The organism is Bacillus sp. FJAT-45066 (assembly GCF_002335755.1).
GTDB lineage: Bacteria > Bacillota > Bacilli > Bacillales > Bacillaceae_I > Bacillus_CD > Bacillus_CD alkalisoli.
The window spans coordinates 959,847-974,550 of the sequence record NZ_NISQ01000001.1; the positions used below are offsets into that span (position 1 = coordinate 959,847).

Below are 14,704 nucleotides of genomic sequence, written 5' to 3' on the forward strand. Positions count from 1 at the left end.
AAGGGGGTGATGCCGATATGATGTCAACTTTCCAAGCATTAGTGCTAATGATTGCATTTGCTAGTTTAGTTGTATCTATCATAAAAGACAAAAAATAACCCACCCTTGAGCCTGGATGCGATAGGGTGGGTTACGCCTAATAATTGCTGATTCCCTTGAAGGGAACCTGCTATTGTATGGACCGTATGGTGTTAGCGCACCAGCGGTCTTTTTTAGTATATGCCTTTTTATAGTTTTATTATAACCGAAAGAGCCTACTATATGAAAACTATTAGAAGCTCTGATATAGTATCATCTTCTATCAACTTTTAAACCTTCTAACAATCTCTAATATTCCTTCCCCAAACTCTTCGGCTTTCTTCACACCGATACCTTCGACTTTTAATAGTTCATCCTTATTAGTTGGTAACAATTCTAGGATGCAATCTAATGTTTTATTCGTATATATATAGAAAGGTTTTACGTTTAATTTTTTTCGCTGTAACCGTGCGGTACTGAGTTAGATCCGATCGTAAATGGTCCATATCAATAGTTTTCGTATTGGAATCTAAAGCGGTATTATTTTTAATAATATTTATGATATCCACACCAAATTCTTCCGTTTTCTTATGTCCCATTCCCGTTACTTCTAATAATTGATTAATAGTAGTAGGTTTCAACGAAACAAGTTCACTTAAAGTATGGTTATTAAAAATATAGTATGGCTTTCAAGTAGAGCTCTCTGTGGGAAACTACACATTAAGAAACAAAAAAACGGAGACTTACAATAAATTAAAAAAGTATTTTACCGTCTAAGAGACAAAACCGGGGACGGGGTAACATTACCCTTTCCCCGGTTTATCCCTTTTACTTGAACAGATGTAATAACCCCCTAGTGTTCTAGTTATTGATAGGCCCTTACTAGAGTAACTAAACTTACTCCAAGTCGTTAGGTGTTGAGTGTTATATACATATAGATGTAAACTACTAATAAATAATAAAACACATTATAACACTGGAGGAAAATGATATGAAATATTTTGTAGTTGATGCTTTTGCAGAAAAGGTTTTTGAAGGAAATCCAGCAGGAGTATGTATCATGAATGATTGGATTTCAGATGAACTCATGCAGAAAATAGCCATTGAAAATAACCTATCGGAAACAGCTTTTGCAGTAAAAGAAGAAGGCCATTACCGACTTAGATGGTTTACACCTGGAGGAGAGATTAACCTTTGTGGGCATGCCACGCTAGCAACGGCATTTATCATTTTAAATTACTATGAAAAGCAATTGGATACCGTTAAGTTTCATACAATTAGTGGAGAGTTAACTGTAAACAAACAAGATGATTTATATGAACTTGATTTCCCTTCTGTTCCTTCAGAAGAAATTTCTGTTACTGATCAAATGATTAGCGCTTTAGGAATCGTGCCAAAAGAAACGTATTTAAATAGAGACCTTGTTTTTGTACTAGAGTCCGAGGAAGATGTAAGAAACATAAGTCCTGACTTTGCCCAATTAGAAAAATTACCAGAAGGATTGGGTGTTTGCGTTACAGCTCAAGGCAGTGAATTCGATTTTGTTTCCAGAGGCTTTTTCCCTAAGTTAAAGATAAACGAAGATCCAGTAACAGGTTCCTTGCATTGCAGCCTAATTCCTTTTTGGGCAAAAAGATTAGAAAAACGGGAACTAGTTGCAAGACAAATTTCAAGCAGAGGCGGAACCCTTTATTGTAAATATGAAGAAGCACGAGTAAAGATGGCAGGAAAAGCAGTCCTATATTCAGTTGCAGAAATTACGATCGAGTAAAATGAAGTATTTAAAATGTAATAAAACTTAAACAAAGAGTGGGGGGGGAGATCTTTAGAGGACTTTGTGAAAAAAAGTGATTGCGTCGCAGGTTGGTAAAAAAAGAGGTGTTAATTTAACATCTCCGGCTTTAGTTGATAGAATTAACCGAGCTGGAAATGGAAATTCAGCAGATTTAGTTGGCGGTTTGAGGTGGAAAGTAACAGAGGTATTAATTGTTGTTTTAATAGTGGGATATGTTTTATACAAACATATTTCCTAAAAGCTTTTTCAAATATGTTCAGCTAATTTTGGGAGCGAAAGTTTCAATAAGCATTAAGTAAATTTAAGATCAGCAATATATTAGTTATTCCATTAAAGGGCGCAATCCTAGTACAAGGATTAGTGCTCATTTTTACTTTAAAGAGTATGTTTTGTTGTAAGTAAGGAAATTAGAAAGTTCACAACGAAATTGTAAATTATACAGAAAAAGAGCATATTTCTTCTTTATGTGATATTTACCTACTACTAATGTTGTAGAATATTTTAATACTATTAATGGATTTAACATTATCCTTTATTTGATATATTAATATTTAAGAACAGAGGGAAAGGGAAAAAATCAGATGATTAAAGGGCTTTATGAAGCACACTTACCAGTTAGAAATGTAAAAAATTCAATAGAATTTTATCAAAAATTAGGATTGAATCTTGCTTGGCGTGATGTAGACACAGCTTTCTTTTGGATTGAAGAAGGTAAAAGTTGGTTGGGATTATGGGAAGAAAAAGAGTTTGAAACTCCTTACCACCCTTCTTTACGCCATATTGCTTTTCAAGTTTCATATGAAGACTTAAAGAGATCGATAAAATGGTTAGAGTCTATTCAAGTAAATGTTGTCCCTTTTGGTAGTAGAAAAACTATTGAGCCATTTATTCGCCCACATCAAGGCAATGCCTCAGTATACTTCGAAGACCTAGATGGCAACAGTCTAGAATTGATGTGTCATGTAGAAGTCCCTAAAGAATTGAGACATATTACAGATAAGCTGTATTTTGAAGATTGGGAGGAATTAGCGGTGGGATATTTAAACAAGTAATTGCTAGACAGTCCGATTTTAAAACGTAGAAGGATAATTAAATATTTCTCTTGATGGAGATGATACGTTTCTGTAGTTTGTTTAGAGCAACTATGGAAAATAAGATCAATAACTAGATGTTTATTAAAATTGTTTCAGAAAAAGGGAGTTTATTCAATAAGAATAAACTCCTAACATAACAATGAAGGAGCAAATGATGGTTGTTATCGATAAAAAATCTTTAAGCTTGGTTCAATTAGAGAAAAATGATATTTCAGATTTGATTAAACTATCCGGTTCGATTGGATGGGATTACGATAAAGATGAAATTGGAACCATTATGGCATCTGGTAAAATCTTCGGGCATAAAAACCATTTGGGAAAAATTGTTTCAAGCGCTGCAATTATTCCTTACGACACTGAAGTAGCTTCCTTAGGGATGGTTATTGTAGATAAAGAATATAGAGGATTGGGATTAGGTAAAGAGGCTACTCAAAAGTGTATAGATTCTGTGCCTAACACCGTTTCAATTATGTTAATTGCTACTGAAGAAGGTAAACCTCTTTACGAAAAAATGGGCTTTATGGCTGTCAACAGTGTACATAAGTATCTTTGTAAAAACTATAAAGTTGCTGCATCATCTTCAAATATCAGTGGTTTGGTTATAGAAGATTTTAAGGATATCCATTTTCATGACGTTGTCAAAATGGATGAAAGTGCCTTCGGAGCTAGGAGAAGCAATTTCCTTAATAATAGGATAATCCAATCGGAGAATTGTATAATAGTGAAGGATGACAAAGACCAAATTATTGGCTATGGAGCAGCTATTTTGGGTCCTGTTAATTTGATATTGGGCCCTATTGTAGCACCAGATATGGAGGTAGCTGCCTTAATTGTGAACAGCCTGGCTTCTAGGCATCAAGGGAAGATAAGAATAGATGTACCTGCAGGTAAAGAAGAGTTTATGATTTTGTTAATACAGAGAGGATTTACTAAGGTTAGTAATCCTCCAATATTGATCTTTAATTCGGACAAAATGCCACCAAGAGATAATACATTATTCGGGATTGCAGCTCAGGTATTCGGATAGTTTTTAATTTCCTCAATCGGACGCAATTCGACAAAAAGCTTGATAAAACTAGCACAGGTCAGAGTCAATGTTTATAAAATACTAAAGAAAATATAGTAAGAAGAGTGTTTAAGATGTTTTATCATCTAAAAGAAATCAATGCAAACCTCCACTAAGTTTGGAGGTTTTTTACCGATTCTAGTTTAACAAGAGCTATCATTTATATATATGCTCTTTGGTGCGTAGTAAACTAAATATTGTGCAGTAACTATTGACATAATTTTGGGAAATATAAACAAAACTTCGTTATCTTCTGTTATTATTTAGTTAGAAGATATGTGATATTGTGAAGCTTTTCACTTAAACTAACGGAGCAGTTTTAACAAGAATTACGTAATTAGGAGAGGGATACTTATGAGGAAGTATGAGGTAAAGCAAATATATAATCTGTTGAATTTTGATGTGGATAGTTTAGTAAAGCAAAGCAAAGAAGATGGCTTTCGTTTTGTAGAAAGATTAGCAAATGATTATAAAAATGGCAGTAACACTTTTAATCATTCTAGAGAAGGTTTATTTGGCGTGTTTAAAGAAGAAGGTGTCCTTGTTGCTATTGGTGGTTTAAATAAAGACCCATTTTCAAACGAACAATCTATTGGCAGGCTGAGAAGGTTTTATGTCAGTAAAGAGTATAGGAGAAACGGTATAGGAAGCCTTTTGGTAAAAAAGATAATTGATGAAGCAAAAAGATATTATAAAATTTTGGTGCTTCATACAGATACGGAACAGGCTGATAAATTTTATACTTCTTTAGGATTTTCAAAGGATAATCTTTATCCAAATTCAAGTCACTTTATGGAGTTTAAAAGCTAACGTGTTATTAAGCTAACGAGTGCTAATCTTTAAGAAGGAGATTGGCTTTTTTATGTTGAAGTAAAGAGCAGGTTAATGTAATTACAATAGAGAATTACCTTTTAAATCCAAATGGGTATTTTAAGCGTTTTGGGAGGGTTAAAATGGAGTTTTATCAATTTAATAAAGATAGTGGTAAGAAGATTTCTAAATTCAGATAAAGAAGAATACATTAAAGTTCAAACAGGAGATGCTGTTTTTTGGGAGAAAGATGAATGGCATGAAACCAAAACTGAAACAGGATTAATTGCTATCGTTATTGAAAGTGAAGAAATAAGTCCTTCATCATTTATGCTTTTAAGGAAATAGTTGTTATTCAAGTAACGCCCAAATAGTTGAAGAAGCCTTTGGAGCTGTTGCGGCAAGGGAGATTAGTTTAGCAGTTATGAACGTTATTTTTATTAAATAAAAGAAAATTTATATTAAAAAATTAAAAACATTAAGGTGTTGAAAAGAATGTTGGGCCTTATACTTCGAGGCGTGGCGGTTGGAATAACAGAAACCGTTCCTGGTATTAGTGGCAGTACAGTTGCTATGATTTTAGGAATATATGAACGACTAATATATTCGTTAAGTATTCTGACAACAAAACATAGAAAAGAGGCTTTACCTTTTCTATGTACATTTGGGACAGGTATGGTCATAGGATTTGCTATTTCTATCTTTATTATTGACTATTTATTAAGTAACTATCGTACACCAACGCTAACGTTTTTTATTGGTATTATTGTAGGTTTCTTACCTTACCTTTGGAAAGAAACTCTCGATCATTCCAAAAATAAACTTACATTTAAACATTACATAATAATGCTCTTGTTTTTAAGCATTGTAGTATTCGGTCAATTTTTTAGTGGCATGAATCAAATAGATTTAAATAACTTATCTATTGCCGATTATATTCTCTTTGCCATTGCAGGATTTTTTGCAAGTACAGCTCTTGTTCTCCCTGGATTAAGCGGTGCTTTAATACTGACTATATTAGGTATATATGAAATAGCCACAGCATCTTTAATGTCGTTTGATTTGCCGATAATTTTAGCGATTGGTTCAGGTATAGTTTTAGGAGTTTTACTAACTAGTAAACTTATTAGATACTTATTAGAAAATTACACGGCAGAAACTTATGCAGCAATAATTGGGTTAGTTAGTGGTTCAATCTATGCGATTCAGTACAATTTATATAGTGTACTTGGCACTTCGACAATCGTAGTGTCATTGATAACATTTTTTGTGGGCATCGCTTTTATAATTACTTTAAAGCAAATTCAGAACAAAAAATTTGAGTAGAATTACTAAATTTATTTAGGTTATATATTGGGATTATGAAATTCTACACTTAAACAAACGGATGCGTATCTTCAAGAAGGAGTTCGCATCTTTTTTCTTGAAGTAAAGAGCAGTAGAGTTAAAGAGAAGTGAAATTGTATTAGGGGGAATGATTTATGAACAAACAAGCAGTAACATATGTTTCTTTAGGGATTATCATTATACTTATTAGTACCCCTTTAGGGTACAATTTGGTTAATATCGTGTATCGAAACAAGAATTTAACTAGTGAATATGTACCAATTCTTAATGGATTTATACATTCATTGATGTTAATCGGTATCTTAGTATTTAGCATTGGAATAGTTACTTTCATAAAAGATAGGAATTAATTATTGCATTAACGGGGGTTTATCTTTAAGAAGGATAAGTCCCTTTTTTGTGGAAGTAATTAAACAAATGGAGCAGTTTTGTTTAATAAAGGGGGATATAAAATGGAACTAAAAATTTGGCATTATATTCTGGCTTTACTTATAATATCGTTTGGATTTTTCTTTATTGTTGCTACGTTATTGGAGGGGACAAATGAGGCATATAGAGACTTTTTACTTACTATTGCAGTAGTTCATTTTGTCATGACAAAACTAATAACAATAAATAAAAATAAGGGGAAATATGAAAAATAAATAATTGGATAAACGGGTGCGTTAGTAAATAATTGTTTTCACTCAAATCAGTTACTAACCGAGGAACAGTAAAATCTTTCGGGAGGGCAAATGAAAAATATTATTTTAAAATTCTGGATACCTTGGGTTTTTGGTTCGCTAGTTGGTGTATTCTTGCTGAATTTTATCCTAAAAGGAGTATTAGGTTGGGAACATATAATATCTATGGCGATAACTGGTCTTATAGCTGTACTTATTGCATCAAGGATAAAGTCTGTTGTAAAGAAATATGAAGACTAAAACCTTCAAGTAGTATTTCAACTCTTACATAAGTAACGGGTGCGTTAGCGAAACCGTGCTATTGCTTCTGCAACTATTGAAGCAGGTTTCTTTAGTAAGGAGTATAAGGGGATTGAAATAATTTATTATAACTTTGGAGGAGATAAAATGAAAAGGTATATTCATCTGACAGGAATTGTCTTGGTGCTAATTGTTATTTCTGCATGTTCTGATGATGAGAACGACAAGGAATCATTAATTTTGAAATACCAAGCTCAGATTAATGAGAAAAATATTGAGATTAGTAACTTAGAAGAAGAACTGAGACTTATTAATGATGAATTGGAGCAAGAAAAGAAGAACCAAGAGAAATTGCAAATATTTGATCATAAAGCAAGGAACATTATGAAACATATAGCTAATAACGAATTCGATAAATTAAGAAGTGAGTTTGATGTTAATTTTGAAGTCATCGATGGTAAGGTTAATTTCGGTGAACTTAGTGACTTTTATTTTCCAATAGAAATTGCTGGATTACCTATGTATTTCAATTTTTATAATCCACAGCCTGATTCTACTGAGGTGGGTTATTTTCTATATGGTTATGACCAAAATGGTAGTGAACGAAAGTATGATATTCATTTTCGTTTTGGTAAGAATAATGAATTTCTGTATGTGGGTACAGAATAGGAGTATGGATAATTTATTCAACTAAAGGGTGGATGCTTCAATAACAGATCGTCGTTTTTCTAATTCGAGTAAATAAAGCAGAATAATTAGGGGGAATTTTATGAGTAAAAGAGTATTATTCATTGTTATATCTGTAATAGTAGTAGCTGTTGTAAGTAGTTTATTTATTATCCAAGGAAGAGAGACTACATATCGAGAGGCTTTAGAGGAATTTTTTCCGAATGGCAAAATAGACGAAATATATATTTTACATCTTAATCCCGATGAACACTTACATGTTAAGATTACGGACGAAAATGAAATCTCTAGATTAGTAGATGAACTTTCTAATGTTAAATTAAAAAAGATTTCTAATGGAAGATTAGGACTGCTTAACTATTATGTTACATTAACTTCCAATTCGGAGTCATTACAAATGGTAGTCACTGATGTCGGATATATACAAATTAGAGATAAAGATTATAAAATAATAGGCGATAATTTATTAGAGAAAGTAATTAGTAATCTAGAAATGGAACCACTATTTTAAATTTTTTTCTTTTTTTAAATGGCACTGTTAAAGGTTAGTAATTGTATAAATTCCCACTCGAAAAACCCCCAACTTTGGTTGTCAATTTCTTATTAAACAAACGGGAGCTATTCTTCAAGAAGAAGAATGGATTTTCTTGATGAAGTTATTGTACTAACGGAGCGGTTTACTATAAGAGAATGTGAGTCATTTTATATTAATTGGAGGTGTTTGTTCTGAAGACCTTTTTAACTGGAATGCTATTAATGTTAATTTTAGTCGGATGTTCTAATGTTGAAAGTACAAATAAAAATGATAACGAGAAAGAAGTCATAACAACCCTAAAAGGAAAGATTGCTGATTTGGAAAAAGAACTTTTCGAACAGTCTAGGACGTTAGCAGAAACTGAAAAAGAGGTAGAAGAGTTAAAAAGTAACGAGAATCTTGTTTATAAAGACGGAGAATTTATTAAAATCCCTATAGAAACTGCTCCTTCTTTACATGCAAATCCTGACATACAATTATGGGAACTTGTAAGTGACTTTTTACATGGTTATGAACTTCTTGGCTATGAAAGAGGCGAAACTAACTGGCGTGAGTGGGATGGTGAAATCGGCGAACCGTTTATGCCGATGAACGAAAGCTGGGAAACACCTGGTCAATTAATATCAAATTGGGTTAATTATCACGGCTTTTCTTTTGGAAATGGCATAGAGCTTCTGGAAGTAACAATGAGAGTAGTATATGATTACGAAAATGAAGTAGCTACAGGTTATGTGTTGACTTTTGGATATGGAGATGACTCTGTTGCTGGCTCTGTTAGAAAAGTATTAATGAAACAAGAAGAAGACTACTGGTACATTGAGAATGTTCATATACGAAATCAATGTTATAGAAATGTATCAGAAGATGGAGAATTATGCGTGTAAACTCATAAGTTATTGTTGAACTAAAGGGTGCAAATCTTCAAGAAGGAGATTAGCTTCTTTCTGTTGAAGTTAAGGAACAGAAGAGTATAAGAAAACTAAATGGGTGCTTTACTTAAAATAACAGGAACAGTTATTAATGCGGCTGCTCCTGTTTATTTAATTGTGATTTCGGAGGAAATACATTGAAGCAAAACGAAGCAGGACAATTTTCAGAACCGTTTATCCAATCACTCCTAATAACTTGGATAAACAATTGATTCAGGCTATTGGAACAGTCCCCCAGTTTGGTAAAGCTATACTCTGCTGGGGGCAGTCACCGCTTTCGGGGAATGGATACATGTAATCAAAGTATTACTCTGCCATTATGATGGTTTAGGACAGCGGTGAACCTATTCCAATGAAGCCTATAATGATAAGGGGAGTTTATCAGATGTCTAATCCGTTTGATTGTATTACTGAATTTATTTTTGTGGAAAACTCAGTTTCTCCAGCAGATGTAATATTGGTTCCTGGTGCAAATCATCCTCCATTAATGGAGAAGGCTGCAGACTTGTATAAGCAAGGAATGGCTCCTTATATACTTCCTTCTGGCGGATATAAACAGCATGTCGGAACCACTGAGTGGGAGTATTTACGAAAAATTGGTATGGAAAATGGAATACCTGAAGAAGCAATTTTAAAAGAAGACAAGGCACAACATACATTAGAAAATGCTCGTTTATCGTTAGAAGTTCTTCATAGGAAGAGTATAGTTCCGAGAAAAGCGATTGTGGTTTGTAAAGCAGGGCATGCTCGCCGTTCACTATTATGCTATCAGGCTGAATTTCCAATAGATTGTGAGTTCTTCGTTTCACCTTGTGTTGATAGATATGGAATAACAAAGGAAAACTGGTTTCTATCAGAAGTAGGCATTAAACGTGTAATGGATGAAGTTAAGAAAATTGGTACATATTTCGGTGAAATAATTCCTAGTTGGACTAAATAATTACTTGGTTATTGCCGCAAACGGGCACAATCCTTAAATAAAGAGAAACCTTAATTTGGCCAAATGCGTAATAAAAAGGTACTTCTAAATCAGTGCCTTCGATTTAATTTGATTATGATGGAGTGTTGAAAATGGAATTTAAAGTAAATGATAATGCTCATGATTTTGAGAAGAAGATAGAGTCTTTTTTATTGGAAAAGGAAGATGTATTCAGTCTTTTTTACGGTGTACTGCAAGCGATTAAAGCTGGTAATTATGAGAATCCATTTATGGCGACAATCGAGGAAGATGGAAGTGTGTTAGCCTTTCTCCAAATGACACCCCCGCATCCGTTAAATCTTATTTTTGTCGATGAAAACCGTTTAGAAGAAATAATAGATTTCTTCCTAAGAAATATGGTCGAACTAGAAATTGAGTTTCGTTCAATCATCAGTCTGAAAGAGTGGGCATACAAAGTCGCGAAGAAGTGGGAAGTTAAAACCGGTAAGGCTCATCAACTCCTTATGGACCAAGGATTGTATCGTTTAAATAAGGTCAATGAAACGCTTGTACATAGTCCCGGTTCATGGCGTTATGCGGAAGAATGTGATTCTGCACTTATCGAGAAGTGGTACAACTCATTTGAAAAGGATGCCAGACTGCCGATCTCGCCAATTGAACAAGTGAAAAAACGTGTTGCAATGTTTCTAAAGGAACAAGAGGTCTTTGTTTGGGAGGATAAAGGAAAGATCGTATCTATGATGAAGAAGTCACGTCCTACAAAGAACGGTGTAACCGTTAGTTTAGTGTTTACGCCAAAAGAAGAACGCAAAAAAGGATTTGCTCGGACGCTTGTTACAGCGGTATCAAGAGAACTACTTAAAGACTTCAACTTTTGCGTTTTGTACACAGATATGATGAATCCGACATCAAATAAGATCTATAAGGAAATTGGCTATGAAAGGATTGCAGACTCTGTTCATCTCGGTTTTGATAAAGGCGAATAATTCAGTTTCAATAACTAATAAATATCAAATCGGATCTTCCATTATCGGACGCGTTTATTTCATGACGCGTCTTTTTGTTATTTAGGACGTTAATCTTGATTCAGCGAAGAAGAACACCAGAACTACTTGCTTCACAGTACAAATATACCGTTCAATAGAAAAAGCATTTTCCACAATCGGGGACTAAATGTATAAATATAAAAATGACAAAAAAAGTATTTTACCGTCTATAGACTGTTCCACCACCGTATAAACGTATAGATAATTATGGTAAAGAGGTTGTCACTAAATGGAATATTTAGTCGATTATTCCAAAACTTCCTTGCCATTACAACCTTTTTTCTTTTATATTCTGAAATCTAAAATATGAAAGGGGATAACCTATGGACATTATCACGGAATACAAGATCAATCCACAAACGATTGCAATGCTACCAAACTTTCATCCAATCTACCAGACGAAAATCATCGAGGAAGAAAGTATTTATGTTACAGAGGAAAGAATAGACTCCATTCTAAACAGAAACTGTTTAGACTACGGAGCATCTATTACAGGTAGAAGAGAAGCAATTATTCACAAAACTAACTACGTACAAAAAACACCGATCTTAATCTCTGAAACACTTAAATTAATCATTTTCCCAACACACTCCCCAGAAAACATGAACTGTGCATGGTTCATGTATCATCAAATAAAGCGGGTAACACCAATAGATAAAAATCGCTGTGAAATCGTCATGCATAACACGACAAAACTTGAGGCTCAAGTTTCCTACCAAGCACTGCTACAACAAATCCATAAATCAGCTGTGATTTTCTCGCTATTTTGTACCGAACAGACAATCAACTTTTCCTTCGAGGTGAAGGGAAGAAATAAGATGCCTACTAGATAATTAAAAATATTTTCATCAAATACACGCAAATACCGTCTACTGACTGTGTAACCCCCTTTTTCCTACCATGATAATTGTGGAAACAGGGGTAATGGTACAATGAGAAAGACTACCATTTTAGGTGAAACGATTGGTGAATCCATTCGAGAAATACGAAAAGCACAAAAAAGAACCATCGAAGAATTGGCTGATGCAGCGGGTATAAATGATAAATTCTTAGGAGAGATTGAGAGAGGAGAAAAAGAAGCTTCTGTTATGACCATAATGAAGATTGCTAGAGGACTGGATTTAAAAGATCCGCTAGAACTACTAATAAATGCAGTCAAAAAAGTTTTCCCTACAATAAAAAAAGGTAATCAAGGTGAGGAGTAATAGTAACACAACCAATAAGAATTATGAATAGTATTGGGAAGTGTTACATGTCTGTAAAGTGGAAAAGTAACCTGTCTCATGATTGATTTTCTCGAACTCAAACTTAACATTTTCAAGTAAGAACCGTATATATAGATGCTGGGAATATCAGCAGTGTATAAGCTTACCATTGATGGTAGGCTTTTTTTGTTGCTCTAGATAAAGAAAATTATACAAACTAACATGAGTTCTGTGTCGAATAAAAGTATTTCTATTACAATAATATTGTAAAAAAATGAGGGGAAAAGAAAAAAATGTCAAATAGAATACTAGAACACATTACTAGTTGGAGGTTTAAATGATGGAAATGTATATTTTTCCGATTCTAGTAATCGGTTTGATTATTTGGGTAAAGAAAAATCAATCAAAATGGTACGGGGCAATAGGAGAGAGAAGAGTAAGGAAAGAAATAGAAAAACTCGAAAGACGATATCCTGGCACTTATCATTCCTATCATGATCTATATATTCCTATATCCGATGGTACGTACTCTCAAATTGACCACCTAATCATTTCTGAATACGGACTGTTTGTACTAGAAACAAAGTTTTATGATGGCTGGATATTCGGATCGGAAAATCAAAAAAATTGGACTCAAGTAATCTATAAAAGAAAGGAAAAATTCCTAAACCCTATTTGGCAAAACAAAGGCCACATTCGTGCGTTAAAAGAATTGTTAGGTGAAGAGGGAGAAAATATCCCGACACACTCTATCATTGTTTTCTTTAAAACGGCAACTTTTAAAAATAGTATGAAGTTTGAACAAGCAGATGTTATTTATTTGCGAGATCTTATGAACACTATAACATTAAAAAACACAAAAATAGTCAATACACCAACGGTTGAATCAATTTCAAGAAAATTATCTGAAATACAAGAAGCTGGCACTAAAGATAAAAAAACGATAGCAAAACAACATGTAAAAAACATTAAAGCTAAACAGTCATCAATTAAGCAAAAAGTGAACCAAAACATTTGCCCAAGATGTGGAGAAGAACTAAAACTTAGAAATGGAAAATACGGCAAGTTCAAAGGATGTAATAATTTTCCGAAATGTAGGTTTGTGGAGAAGGGGGCTTAGACAGGCCATTTGCTGTATTATTGAGTTTTGTTGCGTTATAGCATAAGCATCTCTAAGTAGTAAAGTCTGATAAGGTACGATTCTATTACCCATACTGGAGGGAATTGTATCGTACCTAATCTATTACATACTAATTGTATCTGTCGATTCACTTTTAAACGGTTTGTATTCAATTGTTTTAGCAATTGGACTTTTGTAGTTAATCCACATTTCTACAAGTTCCAATCCATCTATTAGGTCAATGTTCAATCCTTCTGCATAAATCTTAGCATTATTAGTAAAACCTGAAGTTGAAACAACATATGCTTTGGATGCATTTTGTTTAATCATATTAGAATGTATGATTGCAATTGGCTCATAATCAATATCTTGACGTTCACATTTCACTTGTCCTATTACTTTTCCATCCCCTATACCATGCTCTATATCAACTCCAAAATCACCGGAGCTCTTTGTGACAAATGAGTCAAAACCATACTTATGCTTTAATACATCAGCAATAAAGTGTTCAAAATCTAATGGATTACTTTTGAGAAAAGCCGAGGAGTATCGTTTTTCTTCTACTTCATTACAAAATCTTTGATAGAGCCCCAAAGCAATAGTTCTTTTAAACTCATCCTTTAATAATAATTCCTTATTAAAGTGATCTTCTTTTAAACTTTTACTACTTTTCCATTGGTATATTAATAGTCCTGCAAGTATCGCTATAATTAAATATTCCATTAAAATATATCACCTCAGATTTAATCATTATCAATAAAACAGAAAATTATACTAAACAATTGGTAGGGAACACATTTTATTTACTTATGACATAGACCACTTGCTTCCAAAGAACGACACAAAGAAAAGAACAAAAAGAAATAACCCTCAAATAAATTGAAAACGACCTCTTTATAAGCACAATATAAGTACGTTGCCTGCCCCATGCTGCGCTAATATCTTAAAACCGCGGAGTTCAGCCACCGTAATTAAAATCTAATGACGAATTCTTGGTCTTGATTTGTCTTTCTTTGTCGAAAAGAACAAATTTTAGGAGAATGATAGTAAAATAACAATATATGGATTAAAAACAATCGTCGAGACAAACATATCTATATATGATGTAATGGTTCCATAATTAGAAACATACATCATATATAGATGAGTAATTGCGTTACATGGCGTTAGATTCTCAGTTAAACTAAAT

The 14,704-nt window shown here is 33.4% G+C and carries 22 protein-coding genes; 19 read left to right on the forward strand and 3 right to left on the reverse strand.

Features of this window, described 5'->3' with window-relative positions:
- Positions 1-47: 47 nt before the first annotated feature.
- Positions 48-98, forward strand: a complete 51-nt coding sequence (locus tag CDZ92_RS20465) for a hypothetical protein (protein ID WP_369679958.1) — start codon at positions 48-50, stop codon at positions 96-98.
- A gap of 203 nt (positions 99-301) precedes the next feature.
- On the opposite strand, the gene CDZ92_RS20470 is transcribed toward CDZ92_RS20465, so the two are convergent.
- On the reverse strand, positions 302-448 hold the full coding sequence (locus tag CDZ92_RS20470) for an HRDC domain-containing protein (protein ID WP_096154012.1): 147 nt from the start codon (positions 446-448) through the stop codon (positions 302-304).
- Complete coding sequence (locus CDZ92_RS04815; RefSeq protein ID WP_096154014.1) at positions 435-695, reverse strand: HRDC domain-containing protein; 261 nt, start codon at positions 693-695, stop codon at positions 435-437. Before CDZ92_RS04815 ends, CDZ92_RS20470 begins: the two co-directional genes overlap by 14 nt.
- Positions 696-1,009: 314 nt before the next feature.
- Between CDZ92_RS04815 and CDZ92_RS04820 the strand changes: the two genes are divergently transcribed.
- The 18 genes from CDZ92_RS04820 (at position 1,010) to CDZ92_RS04905 (ending at position 13,515) form a co-directional block, all read left to right on the forward strand.
- Positions 1,010-1,789: a PhzF family phenazine biosynthesis protein gene (locus CDZ92_RS04820; RefSeq protein ID WP_096154015.1), complete on the forward strand. Its 780-nt coding sequence runs from the start codon at positions 1,010-1,012 to the stop codon at positions 1,787-1,789.
- A gap of 76 nt (positions 1,790-1,865) precedes the next feature.
- Positions 1,866-2,051 carry a DUF6366 family protein gene (locus tag CDZ92_RS20225; RefSeq protein WP_141395198.1) on the forward strand — a complete coding sequence of 62 codons (186 nt, stop codon included), beginning with the start codon at positions 1,866-1,868 and terminating at the stop codon, positions 2,049-2,051.
- 343 nt (positions 2,052-2,394) lie between these two features.
- Positions 2,395-2,865, forward strand: a complete 471-nt coding sequence (locus tag CDZ92_RS04830) for a VOC family protein (RefSeq protein WP_096154017.1) — start codon at positions 2,395-2,397, stop codon at positions 2,863-2,865.
- Between the two features lie 193 nt (positions 2,866-3,058).
- Positions 3,059-3,934 carry a GNAT family N-acetyltransferase gene (locus CDZ92_RS04835; protein ID WP_255249781.1) on the forward strand — a complete coding sequence of 292 codons (876 nt, stop codon included), beginning with the start codon at positions 3,059-3,061 and terminating at the stop codon, positions 3,932-3,934.
- A gap of 393 nt (positions 3,935-4,327) precedes the next feature.
- Positions 4,328-4,783, forward strand: a complete 456-nt coding sequence (locus CDZ92_RS04840) for a GNAT family N-acetyltransferase (protein WP_096154021.1) — start codon at positions 4,328-4,330, stop codon at positions 4,781-4,783.
- A 129-nt stretch (positions 4,784-4,912) separates the two neighbouring features.
- The gene (locus CDZ92_RS04845; RefSeq protein ID WP_176483714.1) at positions 4,913-5,131 is read left to right on the forward strand and encodes a hypothetical protein; all 219 of its coding nucleotides are present in this window, start codon (positions 4,913-4,915) and stop codon (positions 5,129-5,131) included.
- A 147-nt stretch (positions 5,132-5,278) separates the two neighbouring features.
- Positions 5,279-6,109 (forward strand): DUF368 domain-containing protein, encoded by an 831-nt coding sequence (locus CDZ92_RS04850; protein WP_096154022.1) that lies wholly within the window; start codon positions 5,279-5,281, stop codon positions 6,107-6,109.
- Between the two features lie 155 nt (positions 6,110-6,264).
- The gene (locus CDZ92_RS04855; protein ID WP_096154024.1) at positions 6,265-6,480 is read left to right on the forward strand and encodes a glycosyl transferase; all 216 of its coding nucleotides are present in this window, start codon (positions 6,265-6,267) and stop codon (positions 6,478-6,480) included.
- 102 nt (positions 6,481-6,582) lie between these two features.
- Positions 6,583-6,774, forward strand: coding sequence for a hypothetical protein (locus tag CDZ92_RS04860; RefSeq protein ID WP_096154026.1), 192 nt, complete (start codon positions 6,583-6,585; stop codon positions 6,772-6,774).
- 90 nt (positions 6,775-6,864) lie between these two features.
- Entirely contained in the window at positions 6,865-7,053 is a 189-nt protein-coding gene (locus CDZ92_RS04865; protein ID WP_096154028.1) for a hypothetical protein, read from the forward strand.
- Between the two features lie 147 nt (positions 7,054-7,200).
- A complete protein-coding gene (locus CDZ92_RS04870) occupies positions 7,201-7,722 on the forward strand; it encodes a hypothetical protein (RefSeq protein WP_096154030.1) in 522 nt (173 codons plus the stop codon).
- A gap of 100 nt (positions 7,723-7,822) precedes the next feature.
- The gene (locus tag CDZ92_RS04875) at positions 7,823-8,251 is read left to right on the forward strand and encodes a hypothetical protein (RefSeq protein WP_096154032.1); all 429 of its coding nucleotides are present in this window, start codon (positions 7,823-7,825) and stop codon (positions 8,249-8,251) included.
- A gap of 245 nt (positions 8,252-8,496) precedes the next feature.
- The gene (locus tag CDZ92_RS04880) at positions 8,497-9,159 is read left to right on the forward strand and encodes a hypothetical protein (protein ID WP_141395199.1); all 663 of its coding nucleotides are present in this window, start codon (positions 8,497-8,499) and stop codon (positions 9,157-9,159) included.
- A 430-nt stretch (positions 9,160-9,589) separates the two neighbouring features.
- Positions 9,590-10,144, forward strand: a complete 555-nt coding sequence (locus CDZ92_RS04885; protein ID WP_096154036.1) for a YdcF family protein — start codon at positions 9,590-9,592, stop codon at positions 10,142-10,144.
- A 131-nt stretch (positions 10,145-10,275) separates the two neighbouring features.
- On the forward strand, positions 10,276-11,130 hold the full coding sequence (locus tag CDZ92_RS04890) for a GNAT family N-acetyltransferase (RefSeq protein WP_096154038.1): 855 nt from the start codon (positions 10,276-10,278) through the stop codon (positions 11,128-11,130).
- Between the two features lie 383 nt (positions 11,131-11,513).
- Positions 11,514-12,023: a competence protein ComK gene (locus CDZ92_RS04895; RefSeq protein ID WP_096154040.1), complete on the forward strand. Its 510-nt coding sequence runs from the start codon at positions 11,514-11,516 to the stop codon at positions 12,021-12,023.
- Between the two features lie 99 nt (positions 12,024-12,122).
- Positions 12,123-12,395: a helix-turn-helix domain-containing protein gene (locus CDZ92_RS04900; RefSeq protein WP_096154042.1), complete on the forward strand. Its 273-nt coding sequence runs from the start codon at positions 12,123-12,125 to the stop codon at positions 12,393-12,395.
- Between the two features lie 337 nt (positions 12,396-12,732).
- Positions 12,733-13,515: an NERD domain-containing protein gene (locus CDZ92_RS04905; protein ID WP_096154044.1), complete on the forward strand. Its 783-nt coding sequence runs from the start codon at positions 12,733-12,735 to the stop codon at positions 13,513-13,515.
- A gap of 123 nt (positions 13,516-13,638) precedes the next feature.
- Here CDZ92_RS04905 and CDZ92_RS04910 read toward each other — a convergent pair whose 3' ends face one another.
- The gene (locus tag CDZ92_RS04910; protein ID WP_096154045.1) at positions 13,639-14,238 is read right to left on the reverse strand and encodes a restriction endonuclease; all 600 of its coding nucleotides are present in this window, start codon (positions 14,236-14,238) and stop codon (positions 13,639-13,641) included.
- Between the last annotated feature and the right edge of the window lie 466 nt (positions 14,239-14,704).

What these genes read in the sequence shown, in the direction of transcription:
- CDZ92_RS04820 (WP_096154015.1), top strand. Translation starts at nt 1,010, where the DNA reads ATGAAATATTTTGTAGTTGATGCTTTTGCAGAAAAGGTTTTTGAAGGA.
- CDZ92_RS04830 (WP_096154017.1), top strand. Translation starts at nt 2,395, where the DNA reads ATGATTAAAGGGCTTTATGAAGCACACTTACCAGTTAGAAATGTAAAA.
- CDZ92_RS04835 (WP_255249781.1), top strand. Translation starts at nt 3,059, where the DNA reads ATGATGGTTGTTATCGATAAAAAATCTTTAAGCTTGGTTCAATTAGAG.
- CDZ92_RS04840 (WP_096154021.1), top strand. Translation starts at nt 4,328, where the DNA reads ATGAGGAAGTATGAGGTAAAGCAAATATATAATCTGTTGAATTTTGAT.
- CDZ92_RS04850 (WP_096154022.1), top strand. Translation starts at nt 5,279, where the DNA reads ATGTTGGGCCTTATACTTCGAGGCGTGGCGGTTGGAATAACAGAAACC.
- CDZ92_RS04855 (WP_096154024.1), top strand. Translation starts at nt 6,265, where the DNA reads ATGAACAAACAAGCAGTAACATATGTTTCTTTAGGGATTATCATTATA.
- CDZ92_RS04860 (WP_096154026.1), top strand. Translation starts at nt 6,583, where the DNA reads ATGGAACTAAAAATTTGGCATTATATTCTGGCTTTACTTATAATATCG.
- CDZ92_RS04865 (WP_096154028.1), top strand. Translation starts at nt 6,865, where the DNA reads ATGAAAAATATTATTTTAAAATTCTGGATACCTTGGGTTTTTGGTTCG.
- CDZ92_RS04870 (WP_096154030.1), top strand. Translation starts at nt 7,201, where the DNA reads ATGAAAAGGTATATTCATCTGACAGGAATTGTCTTGGTGCTAATTGTT.
- CDZ92_RS04875 (WP_096154032.1), top strand. Translation starts at nt 7,823, where the DNA reads ATGAGTAAAAGAGTATTATTCATTGTTATATCTGTAATAGTAGTAGCT.
- CDZ92_RS04880 (WP_141395199.1), top strand. Translation starts at nt 8,497, where the DNA reads ATGTTAATTTTAGTCGGATGTTCTAATGTTGAAAGTACAAATAAAAAT.
- CDZ92_RS04885 (WP_096154036.1), top strand. Translation starts at nt 9,590, where the DNA reads ATGTCTAATCCGTTTGATTGTATTACTGAATTTATTTTTGTGGAAAAC.
- CDZ92_RS04890 (WP_096154038.1), top strand. Translation starts at nt 10,276, where the DNA reads ATGGAATTTAAAGTAAATGATAATGCTCATGATTTTGAGAAGAAGATA.
- CDZ92_RS04895 (WP_096154040.1), top strand. Translation starts at nt 11,514, where the DNA reads ATGGACATTATCACGGAATACAAGATCAATCCACAAACGATTGCAATG.
- CDZ92_RS04900 (WP_096154042.1), top strand. Translation starts at nt 12,123, where the DNA reads ATGAGAAAGACTACCATTTTAGGTGAAACGATTGGTGAATCCATTCGA.
- CDZ92_RS04905 (WP_096154044.1), top strand. Translation starts at nt 12,733, where the DNA reads ATGATGGAAATGTATATTTTTCCGATTCTAGTAATCGGTTTGATTATT.
- CDZ92_RS04910 (WP_096154045.1), bottom strand. Translation starts at nt 14,238, where the DNA reads ATGGAATATTTAATTATAGCGATACTTGCAGGACTATTAATATACCAA.